Source organism: Nitrobacter sp. 62-13, assembly GCF_001896955.1.
Lineage (GTDB): Bacteria > Pseudomonadota > Alphaproteobacteria > Rhizobiales > Xanthobacteraceae > Nitrobacter.
In genome coordinates, this window is sequence record NZ_MKRN01000003.1 from 33583 (window position 1) to 45364 (window position 11782).

The window sequence follows — 11782 nt, forward strand, 5'->3', positions numbered from 1 at the left end:
CTCAGATGGAATAGACGTCGAGTTCGACGCCGTGCTTCACTTCCACCTTCATCGGGCCGCGGAAGGTGTCGGGGTCTGCGCCCGAAGCGACCATTAGGTCGCGCAGCGTCGGGCTGATTCTGATCTCGCGGAGTTCGGGCAACTTGGCCTGTTCGTACCTGGCCGCGATGTTGACGGCCGCCCCGAGGAGCGTGACGGCGATTCTGTTCTCCGCGCCAAAGTCGCCGAACGCGACATCGCCAGCATGCAGACCGATGCGCAGACCCAGGGGCAGGCCGTGCTTCTCGAAGTAGGTTCTGCACTCCGAAGCTACCTTGCGTACGCAGGCGAGCACGGCGGCCGGTTCGCATTTTTCGCGGTCCCCCGAGTCGATGAACCAGTACGCCATCGCTCCGTCGCCCATCAGCTTATCGATCTGGCCGCCGCCAACTCTCACCGCATTGATCTGGATGGCGGCGAGTTCGCTGAGATGGGCGGCGACCTCCTTCGAGGACTTTGAGGCCGACCAGGTGCTGAAGCCGGCGATGTCGCTGAAGAAGATGATTGCGCGCCGATCTTGGATCGAAGGCCGCTCGCCCCGGGTCGCCATCTTGACGAGGCCCAGTGCGTCACCGTCCGAAAAGCGGCGGAGGAGGCGTTCGTGTTCGGAGGCGAGGCTGCGCAATTCCGAGCGCGCGCCGGTGGCCTGTTCGAGCTTGTGGTTGATGACGCTCGCGAGGGTCAGCGTCCAGATGACCTTTTCGTGGCTCTCCAAGCGTTCCTGGAACGAGGCGTCGATGCAGAGAAGTTTGACCGGTCCGATGGCCTTGACGTCGGCGGTCCGGGTGCCGGCTTTGCCCGACAGCACATGGACTAAGCCTTGCTCGCCGACGAGCTCGCCGGCAGCGCGGAACGCCACCATCTGGTCGTCGGCGCGGACCTCGACCTGACCGCTGATGACGAGCCAACATCCTCGAACGCGATCGCCACGTCTGCAGATCAATTCATCCGGAATGGCGTCGAGAACCGTGGCGAGGTGCGTTCGCTCGAGTGCGTTCTGGATCGCGGTCGGATCCGGACAGAATTGCTGGAGAAAAACGTCGAGCTTGCACTCGACATTGGCGGGAAGCGGCATATCTCGTGTTCCACTTGCGCGTGCAAAAGGGGTTAAAAGGCAGCTATCGTCTTTCGCCACATATTAAGTATGTCTATTCCGAATATGCCGATTTAAATGCGCGAGCACCGCCTCGTCGAACGGAAGCCGTTGCCCGGACCCAGCCGATGTTGAACGAGATCACGCCGCGAGAACCCTCGCGCTGCGGCCCCAACGCCTCTCGACGATCGTGGCGCCATCGAGCACGTTAGGCGCGATAGCACGCAGTTCGTCGCTCCATGTGCCGCCGGCGGCTTCCACCACTGCGCGCCTGGCGAATGCCGCTCTGCACGCCGGTTCGTGCCGGCGAGGATCCTGCGCCCATCTCACGGCGACCAGATGGGGACTGCCGTAGAGGTGTCGAGGCCTGCACGAAGACTGTCGCCCGGGGCGGAGATCGCGATCGCGTGGCCGGCCGCCGCGTGAGGCTCTGTCCAGCCGTAGACGATGGGGATGCGACGTCCCTGGGCGCACCGGATCGGGCGAGAGCGTGCGCGACCGGCGCGCCGACCGATCCGCAGCCGAGCACGGCGCGCCGATCGGCAGCGAAGAAGGTTCCGAGCAAGTCCATCCCGAACAAAGTCCAGAACGTGCTGTGGGGGGCGAGCCGCCGGCCGTTGCCAGTACGCCGGCTGCAACAATCTGCTGATCGGTGAGCAGATCTCCGGCGCCGCGCGGTGCGCGACTCCTCCGACGATTGCCCATCCTCTCTGGTCTCACCATGCCCGTCACTGTGCGTCTCAAAGTTGATTCATGGTTCGTTCGTTGCGCCAGATTGGGGGACGAGCCGAAGCTCGCCCCCCAATCTTTCTTGTTTTCACTCAGTGCCGCGACGTCGAGCTAGGCGACGAATGGCTGCAATCGCGCGCTACGTTACACCTCAGACAATCTGCGATAATCCCGTAGAAAAGTTAGCTTCCCAATCAGCGAGCCCTAAAAGAAACGGACTCGCATAGCCCAATGCGGGCCCGTTCGGTCGTTGGACGGCACTCATTCCTTACTACGGCAATGCTTTCCTTCCATTTGCGGAAGTGCATTGGGTCAGTGCGGAAAAACTATGATTCCACTCACACTCGCTCATCGAGCTAACTCACGAACACCCGGTCGTGCTGCCGCACGTATCGCACTTCATGCAGGTGCCGTTGCGCACCAGCGTGAAGTTGCCGCACTCCGAGCACATCTCGCCTTCATAGCCTCTTGCTTTCGCTTCGGCGCGGCGCTCGGCCTTGGTCGGCGCGGTCGAGTGCGCGGCCGTCTTGCTTTTCTGTTGGTGCTCCAGCCGCTCGGTCGGCGAGAGGTCGTGTTGCTCGGTCTCCTGCTTCAGCGCGACCGCGCCTTCCGTCGCGTCGCCCGCGTGCGAGGAGGAGAGGGCGGTGACCTTTGAGCCTCCGCTCCGACCCTCTCCGGCGAGCGTCGAGGGAGAGGAAAACCCGCTTCTTGCGCCGCCTTCGCTGGCAGCGGAAGAGGGAGACGATCCGCGCGCCTCGCCGCCGCCGCGCATGACGACGAGGTTGTCGGTGCGCGAGCGGGTCAGGCCTTTGGAGACGTAGCGGGTCGCCTGCTGGCCTTCCGGCTCCTTGCCTTCCGCGACGCCCTTGCCGATGGCGTCGAAGCCGGACTCCGAGGGATCGACATGCGCGAGATCGAAGCGCGACATGTAGCTGACCGCGAGTTCGCGGAACACATAGTCGAGGATCGAGGTCGCGTACTTGATCGAGTCGTTGCCCTGCACGGGCCCCGCGGGCTCGAAGCGGGTGAAGGTGAAGGCGTCGACATATTCCTCCAGCGGCACGCCGTATTGCAGGCCCAATGAAACAGCAATGGCGAAGTTGTTGATGAAGGAGCGCAGCGCCGCGCCTTCCTTGTGCATGTCGATGAAGATCTCGCCCAGGCGCCCGTCGTCGTATTCGCCGGTGCGGAGATAAACCTTATGTCCGCCGACGACAGCCTTCTGAGTGTAGCCCTTGCGCCGGTCCGGCATCTTCTCGCGCTCACGCATTACCACGATGCGCTCGACCAGCCGTTCCACCACCTTCTCGGAAACGGCGGCGGCGCGCGCGGCCATCGGCTTCTCCAGCAGCGCCTCGATGGCATCGTCGTCGTCATCGTCGTCGGCGATGAGCTGCGAGTTGAGCGGCTGCGACAGTTTGGAGCCGTCGCGATAGAGCGCGTTGGCCTTCAGCGCCAATTTCCAGGAGAGCAGGTAGGCGGACTTGCAGTCCTCCACCGTGGCGTCGTTCGGCATGTTGATGGTTTTGGAGATCGCGCCCGAGATGAACGGCTGCGCCGCCGCCATCATGCGGATGTGGCTCTCCACCGAGAGATAGCGCTTGCCGATCTTGCCGCAGGGATTGGCGCAGTCGAACACCGCATAGTGTTCGGCCTTGAGATGCGGCGCGCCTTCCACCGTCATTGCGCCGCAGATGTGCACGTTGGCGGCCTCGATCTCGCGCTTGGTGAAGCCGACGGCGGCAAGCAGGTCGAAGGCCGGTGAGGCCAGCGCCTCGGCGTCGATACCGAGCGTGTCGCGGATGAAATCTTCGCCGAAGGTCCATTTGTTGAAGGCGAACTTGATGTCGAATGCGGTCGGGAGCGCCTTCTCTACCTTCGCGATGGCGTCGTCGGTGAAACCTTTGGCCTTCAGCGTGGACATGTTAATGCCCGGTGCGTTGGACAGCGAGCCGTGACCGACCGCGTAAGCCTCGATCTCGGCGATCTCGCTTTCGCGGTAGCCGAGCGCGCGCAGAGCTTCCGGCACGGCGCGGTTGATGATCTTCCAGTAGCCGCCGCCGGCGAGCTTCTTGAATTTCACCAGTGCGAAGTCGGGCTCGATGCCGGTGGTGTCGCAGTCCATCACCAGGCCGATGGTGCCGGTCGGCGCCACCACCGTCACCTGCGCATTGCGATAGCCGTGCTGCTCGCCGAGCGCGAGCGCATCGTCCCACGCCTTGGTCGCATGGGCGACGAGTTCGGGCTGCGGGCAGGAGGCATGATCGAGCGGCACCGGATTGACGGCGAGCGCCTCGTAGCCGGAGGCCTGACCAAGCGCGGCGCGGCGATGGTTTCGGATCACGCGCAGCATGTGGCTTGCGTTCTTCCTGTGGCCGGGGAAGGCGCCAAGTTCGCCGGCCATCTCGGCGGAGGTCTTGTAGGCGATGCCTGTCATGATCGCGGTCAGCGCGCCGCACAGCGCGCGGCCTTCCTTGGAGTCATAGGACAGGCCCATGGTCATCAAGAGGCCGCCGATATTGGCGAAGCCGAGGCCCAGCGTACGGAATTCGTAAGACAGCTCCGCGATCGCCTTGGACGGGAACTGCGCCATCAGCACCGAGATTTCCAGCACGACGGTCCACAGCCGGCTCAGATGCTCGTACGCCTCGACGTCGAATCGCTTCGTGGCGACATCGTAAAACGTCAGCAGATTGGCGGAGGCGAGATTGCAGGCGGTGTCGTCGAGGAACATATATTCCGAACACGGATTCGACGCGCGGATATCGCCTGACGCCTTGCAGGTATGCCAGTCGTTCATCGTGGTGTTGAAGTGCAGGCCGGGATCGGCCGAGGCCCAGGCGGCGTAGCCGATCTTTTCCCACAGTTCGCGCGCCTTGAGCGTCTTCGTCACCTTCTTGTTGGTGCGGCCGATCAGATTCCAATTGCCGTCGGTCTCGACCGCGCGCAGGAAGTCGTCCCTCAGCGACACAGAGTTGTTGGAGTTCTGGCCGGAGACGGTGAGATAGGCTTCGGAGTCCCAGTCGGTATCGTAGACCGGGAAGTCGATATCCTTGTAGCCTTGCTTGGCGAACTGAATGACGCGCTTGATGTAGTTGTCGGGCACCAGCGCGCGGCGGGCGAGCTTGATCTCGCGGCGCAATGCGGGGTTCTTCTCCGGCACGAAGCAGTCGTCGCCCGAGCCCTCGCAGTTGACGCAGGCGCGCATCACCGCCTTGAGGTGCTTCTGGTTGATCCTGGAGCCGGTGACCAGCGCCGCGACCTTCTGCTCCTCGCGCACTTTCCAATCGATGTACTGCTCGATGTCGGGATGATCGGCGTCGACCACCACCATCTTGGCGGCGCGGCGCGTGGTGCCGCCGCTCTTGATCGCGCCCGCCGCGCGGTCGCCGATCTTGAGGAAGCTCATCAGTCCGCTGGAGCGGCCACCGCCCGAGAGACGTTCGCCTTCGCCGCGCAACCGCGAGAAGTTCGAGCCGGTGCCTGAACCGTATTTGAACAGGCGCGCCTCGCGCACCCACAGGTCCATGATGCCGCCTTCGTTGACGAGGTCGTCCTCGATGCCCTGGATGAAGCAGGCGTGCGGCTGCGGATGCTCGTAGGAGGATTTCGACTTGGTCAGCTTGCCGGTCTTGAAGTCGACGTAGTAGTGGCCCTGGCCGGGGCCGTCGATGCCATAGGCCCAGTGCAGGCCGGTGTTGAACCACTGCGGCGAGTTCGGCGCGACCATCTGGCGCGCCAGCATGTAGCGCAGTTCGTCATTGAAGGCGCGCGCGTCATCTTCCGAACTGAAGTAGCCGCCTTTCCAGCCCCAATAGGTCCAGCAGCCGGCAAGCCGATCGAACACCTGCTTGGATGATGTTTCGCCGCCGAAACGCTCGGCCTCGGGGAGGGCGGCGAGTGCCTCCGTGTCGGGCACCGAACGCCACAGCCATGAGGGGACCGTCTCTTCCTCGATTTTCTTCAGGCGCGCCGCAACGCCCGCTTTCCGGAAATACTTTTGCGCGAGCACATCGGAGGCGACCTGCGACCAGAATTCCGGCACCTCGACGTTCTCGAGGCGAAACACCACCGAGCCGTCCGGATTGCGGATCTCGCTCGTCGTCAGCCGGAAATCGATCTCCGCATAGGGTGATCGGTCGTCCCTGGTGTAGCGCCGTTCGAATTTCATGTCCCTTGCCCCGTAACTGACCGCGCCGTTTCAGCGGCATCGGCGATTTCCATTCGCGGACTTGGTCCGCAGTTCGGCCGCGTGATCCCGGCCGTTTGGCCTCCGGGGCATGAGCAGGGCGGAGTTGGCTCCGCGGCCGATCATACTCCTAACGCCTCACGCTGCGACTCGAGCCGTTTCGGCCCGTTTTTGACGTCCCCAAACGTCTTGTCGCCAAGGCAGACATCCCTGCGCCCCGTCCGCTGAACCGGCGACGGAGTGGTCAATATGAAACCCTTGAGGGAGCCTCGGCGTAACCCGGATACATGCACGCCGAGCGGATCAAAAGCTAAGGCAATCCCCTCCGATCCGTCAAGGATTAGTATTCATTTCTCAATGAAATACTAAATATGGTGGAAAGAGAGGAAAACCAAGGGTTGGCTCGCCTTGGGACAAGGTCAAGTATCGGTGAGTCCTCAAGGATTCCCAAACGAAAGAATCCGCGACGGGCCTGTAGAGCAGAGCTTCTCACGCTGTTCACAAGGACAACTATTTATTGATCGTGAGGGGTTGCGTTCCAGCGACTCGGAGCTCCTCGCTCAGGAGCGGGCAAGCTTCCTTCCAGGGAAGGGCAATAACGCCATTCTGGCGATCGATTCCGCACGACTTTCCCCCATGTCCGGGCTGGCTGGAGCCGATTCGAATCATCGCGCATCGCCCTTATGCGAATCAAAAAAGAAGCGGTGCCAAGGCACCGCTTCTGGATTGGATGAAGGGTAGGGTAACGACCCACGGACTCTAAGTTGCGTTAGGGACAGGGATGACGCAGACCGTCGTAGCCGAGATAGGTGCCCGAACGCACGTCGTATGATTTGAACCGCTGCTGGCAATACGCGACATCGCCGCTCGGAGCGACTTCATAGGTTGGGCCGTCATCATAGTACCCATAGGAGTCATCGTAGTAATACGGACTGGCGAACGAACTGCCGATCGCCGAGCCCACGACGAAGCCCGGAAAGAAGCCGCCGCCATAGTAGCCGCCCCCGCGCCAGCGGTGGCCGCCATGCCAGTGTCCACCCTGCCAGCCGCCGCCGCCAGCCCAATGTCGGCCGCCACCACCGCCCGGTCGCATGCCCATGTGACCACCCCCGCCGCCACCATGACCCATATGCCCGCCGCCCCCGTGGCCGCCCATATGGAAACCGGCGCCGCCGGGTGCTTGGGCCTTGGTCTGGGCGAAGCTCGGCGAGGTCGTGGCCAGCGGCACTGCGAGCGCAATGACAGCCGCGGCTAATACTGGTTTGAAACTCAACATATTTTCAACTCCGTATCGTGATTCCGGTGTATCGAGCCTTGAATTCCAACGTGGCAATGCAAAGCAAGTTCCGCAATTCGGAGTTACGGAATTGTCATCCGGCTCTCTTGTGCTGCGACTCTCCATCGCAGCCAGCATCCGCGATGGATGACAGACGGCCAAGATACTATTGATGAACCCTGATGGATCGACAGGGTTTGATCGCGTTATTCCGCCGCCTCGCTCGCATCCCGTCGCTTCGGCTTTCCTGCTTTCTCCAGCACCGGCTTCAGAAATTGTCCGGTATAGCTGCGCGGCGCTTTCACGATGTCTTCCGGCGGTCCCCAGGCGACGATCTCGCCGCCGCCGTCGCCGCCTTCGGGGCCGAGGTCGATCACCCAGTCGGCGGTTTTGATGACCTCCAGATTGTGTTCGATTACCACGACGGAGTTGCCCTGCGCCACCAGCTCGTGCAGCACATCAAGAAGCTTCTTCACGTCATGGAAATGCAGGCCCGTGGTGGGCTCGTCGAGAATGTAGAGCGTGCGTCCCGTCGCGCGCTTCGACAGCTCCTTGGCGAGCTTGACGCGCTGCGCTTCGCCGCCCGATAGCGTGGTGGCTTGCTGGCCCACATGAATGTAGTCGAGGCCAACGCGGTGCAGCGTCTTGAAAGTTTCGCGAACGCGCGGCACCGCCTTGAAAAATTCGGCGGCTTCTTCGACCGTCATGTCGAGCACGTCCGAGATCGACTTGCCCTTGAACAACACCTCCAGCGTCTCGCGGTTGTAACGCTTGCCCTTGCAGGTGTCGCAGGTGACGTAAACGTCGGGCAGGAAGTGCATCTCGATCTTGATGACTCCGTCGCCCTGGCAGGCTTCGCAGCGTCCGCCCTTGACGTTGAACGAGAAGCGGCCAGGCTCGTAGCCGCGCGCCTTGGATTCCGGCAGGCCGGCAAACCATTCGCGGATCGGCGTGAAGGCGCCGGTATAGGTCGCGGGATTGGAGCGCGGCGTGCGGCCGATCGGCGACTGATCGATGTCGATGATCTTGTCGATATGCTCCAGTCCTTCGATGCGATCATGCGGTGCGGCGGCTTCGCTCGCATTGTTGAGCTTGCGCGCGATCGCCTTGTAAAGCGTGTCGATCAGCAGCGTCGATTTGCCGCCGCCGGAGACGCCGGTAATGCAGGTGAACAGGCCGAGCGGAACTTCGGCGGTGACATTCTTGAGATTGTTGCCGCGCGCGTTGACCACCTTGATCGTGCGACGATGGTTCGGCGGCCGCCGCTCTGGCACATCGACCGCCAGTTCGCCGGTGAGATATTTGCCGGTCAGCGACTGCGGATTCTTCATGATATCTGCTGGCGTGCCCTGCGCCACAATGTGCCCGCCGTGCATTCCGGCTCCGGGACCGATGTCGAGCACATGATCGGCGAGACGGATGGCGTCCTCGTCGTGCTCGACGACGATCACGGTGTTGCCGAGGTCGCGCAGCCGCTTCAGGGTGTCGAGCAGGCGCGCGTTGTCGCGCTGGTGCAGGCCGATGGAGGGCTCATCCAGCACATAGAGCACGCCCGTCAGGCCCGAGCCGATCTGCGAAGCCAGCCGGATGCGCTGGCTCTCGCCGCCGGACAGCGTGCCGGACGCTCGCGACAGCGTCAGATAGTTGAGGCCGACGTCGAGCAGGAACGACAGCCGCTCGCGTATCTCCTTGAGCACGCGGCCGGCGATCTCGTTCTGTTGCGGCGACAGCATTTTCGGAACGGTCTCGAACCATTCGCCGGCATGACGCACCGACAATTGGCTGATTTCGCCGATGTGCTTGCCGCCGATCCTGACGCACAACGCTTCGGGCTTCAGCCGATAACCCTTGCAGGCGTCGCATGGCACGTCGGAAAAATACTTGCCGAGCTCTTCGCGCGCCCATTCGCTCTCGGTCTCGCGGAAGCGGCGCTCGATGTTGGTGATAACGCCCTCGAACGGCTTTTTGGTATCGTAGGAGCGCACGCCGTCTTCATATGAGAACTTGATCTCGGCGTCGCCCGAGCCGTGCAGCAGCGCGGCCTGCGTCTTTTTCGGCAGGTCCTTCCATTTGGTATCCAGCGTGAACTTGTAGAATTTTCCGAGCGCGGTCAGCGTCTGCAGATAATATGGCGACGACGATTTTGCCCACGGCGCGATCGCGCCCTTGCGCAGGGTCAGTTCCTTGTCGGGAATGACGAGGTCTTCATCGACATGCTGCTCGACGCCGAGGCCGCCGCATTTCGGGCAGGCGCCGTATGGGTTGTTGAACGAAAACAGCCGCGGCTCGATCTCGGGAAGGGTGAAGCCGGAGACCGGGCAGGCGAACTTTTCCGAGAACAGAATGCGTTCGGGCCCGCTTTTGTCGTGAATCTTCGCAGTCTTCTTGTCGGACTTCTTTTCGTCCGTGGCTGCTGGTGGCGCATCGGCATATTCAATCACCGCAAGCCCCTCGGCCAGTTTGAGCGCTGTCTCGAAACTTTCCGCCAGCCGTTGGCCGATGTCGGGCCGCACCACGATGCGGTCCACTACGACGTCGATGTCGTGCGGAAATTTCTTGTCGAGCGCCGGGGCGTCGGCGAGTTCGTGAAACGCGCCGTCGATCTTGACGCGCTGAAAGCCCTTCTTCAGATAATCCGCCATCTCCTTGCGGTATTCGCCCTTGCGTCCGCGCACGACCGGCGCCAGCAGATAGAGCCGGGTGCCTTCGGGCAGCGCCAGCACCCGGTCGACCATTTGCGACACCGTCTGGCTTTCGATCGGCAGTCCGGTTGCGGGCGAATAGGGCACGCCGACGCGCGCCCACAACAGCCGCATGTAGTCGTAGATCTCGGTAACGGTGCCGACGGTGGAGCGCGGGTTCTTGGAGGTGGTCTTTTGTTCGATCGAGATCGCCGGCGACAGCCCGTCGATCTGGTCGACGTCCGGCTTCTGCATCATCTCCAGGAACTGGCGCGCATAGGCCGACAGCGACTCGACGTAGCGGCGCTGGCCCTCGGCATAGATGGTATCGAACGCCAGCGACGACTTGCCGGAGCCGGAAAGGCCGGTGAACACCACCAGCTTGTCGCGCGGAATTTCCAGGTCGACATTCTTGAGGTTGTGTTCGCGCGCGCCGCGGATCGTGATGGCGCGCGTGGCGGAACCTGGTTGTTGCCGCTTCGCCTTGATGACTTCGTCCATGACAGGCTTTTCCGGGCGCGAAAGTCGCGCCGCGTTGGGGTGCGCCGCACCGGGCGAAATCCCCGGCTAGTGTGGTGGTTCGGAGGTCCGCTTCATTGTCTCGGCGAGCCCCTCAAGCGAATTTCTGAACCCAAACCACACTAGAATCATAAGGTTGCCGGTGTCCCATTGATTCCGACACTCGCATCGAAGGGTTGCTGCAAGGACATGCGAACTTCGGAGTCGGGACACTAGCGCCGTGTGTGGCTTATCTCTGGAACGTAGATAGAACGATGGGATATTTCCAGAGGCGGCAGCGATCATCAACGATTTCGCCGTGCGGATAGTCCGGCCGCATCGACACGGCTGCCCGTCTGCTCTTTCCGAACCCGGAGGCGCTGGCCGCATTCAAACAAAAAGGCCGGCAAAAAGCCGGCCCTTCGTCATTTTCCAAAAGATGTTCGGATCAGATGTGATCAGTACCGCGCCACGGCCGGGCCACCCCAGCGGTAGTTGATGCGCGCGGTGACGAGGTCCACCCCATCCTGATGGATGTTGTCAGTTGCGAACAACCCGCCAGCATTGTTGAGGAAGTCGTGGCTGGCGCTGTTCGTGAAGATATGATCGTACTCGAAGCCGAGCGACCAGTTCGGCGCGAAGCCATATTCGAGACCGACGCCGATCACGCCACCCCAACGGGTGTCACTGGCGCTGCTGGCCGCCGGAATTCCGGTTGCGGTCACGAGGCTCCGATAGCGGTTGGACGTCACCGCCGCGCCGCCCTTCACGTAAAGCAAAGCAGCATCCCAGGCGTAACCGATCTGACCGGTGAACAGGCCGAACGCGTCCACGCGGGTCTCGTTGGTGTATAGCGGATTAAATGCGCTGAGGTTGCGGCCGTTCAGGTCCGCCCAGTTGCCCTGGGCTTCAAGGCCAAACACCCACGCATTGGACTGCATGCGATAGCCGATCTGGCCGCCAGCCGTTCCGCCGGTCGCATCATGGCAACCTTCGTTGGCTACGGCCGGAAAGGTCAGGTCCCAGCAATTCCTGCTCGATCCCCAGCCGCCGTTCGCGCCGATGTAGAAGCCGCTCCAATCATAGATCGCGGCAACCATCGGAGGAGCCTTGGTGTAGCGACGCGGGGCGAGGTCGGCCGCAGCGGCGGGCGCGGCGCTGAGACCAATTGCGAGAGCACCCACAGCGCCAATCAGTAGCTTGTTCATTTCAAATCCCCGGGAATTTCAAGTTCGTCTGGACGCGAGCGTCTGTAGCAGCCTGAATTCGTTAGATGC

Annotated in this window: 5 protein-coding genes; all 5 read right to left on the reverse strand. The window is 62.3% G+C overall.

Annotation, left to right across the window (positions count from 1 at the left end):
* Position 1: 1 nt before the first annotated feature.
* A complete protein-coding gene (locus tag BGN91_RS00455; protein ID WP_292609998.1) occupies positions 2-1114 on the reverse strand; it encodes an adenylate/guanylate cyclase domain-containing protein in 1113 nt (370 codons plus the stop codon).
* 1108 nt (positions 1115-2222) lie between these two features.
* The gene (locus BGN91_RS00460) at positions 2223-6032 is read right to left on the reverse strand and encodes a vitamin B12-dependent ribonucleotide reductase (RefSeq protein ID WP_292609999.1); all 3810 of its coding nucleotides are present in this window, start codon (positions 6030-6032) and stop codon (positions 2223-2225) included.
* A gap of 787 nt (positions 6033-6819) precedes the next feature.
* Positions 6820-7326, reverse strand: a complete 507-nt coding sequence (locus tag BGN91_RS00465) for a BA14K family protein (RefSeq protein ID WP_292610000.1) — start codon at positions 7324-7326, stop codon at positions 6820-6822.
* A 206-nt stretch (positions 7327-7532) separates the two neighbouring features.
* Entirely contained in the window at positions 7533-10508 is a 2976-nt protein-coding gene (gene uvrA / locus BGN91_RS00470) for an excinuclease ABC subunit UvrA (RefSeq protein ID WP_292610001.1), read from the reverse strand.
* Positions 10509-10963: 455 nt separating this feature from the next.
* Positions 10964-11713 (reverse strand): outer membrane beta-barrel protein, encoded by a 750-nt coding sequence (locus tag BGN91_RS00475; RefSeq protein WP_292610002.1) that lies wholly within the window; start codon positions 11711-11713, stop codon positions 10964-10966.
* Positions 11714-11782 lie beyond the last annotated feature (69 nt).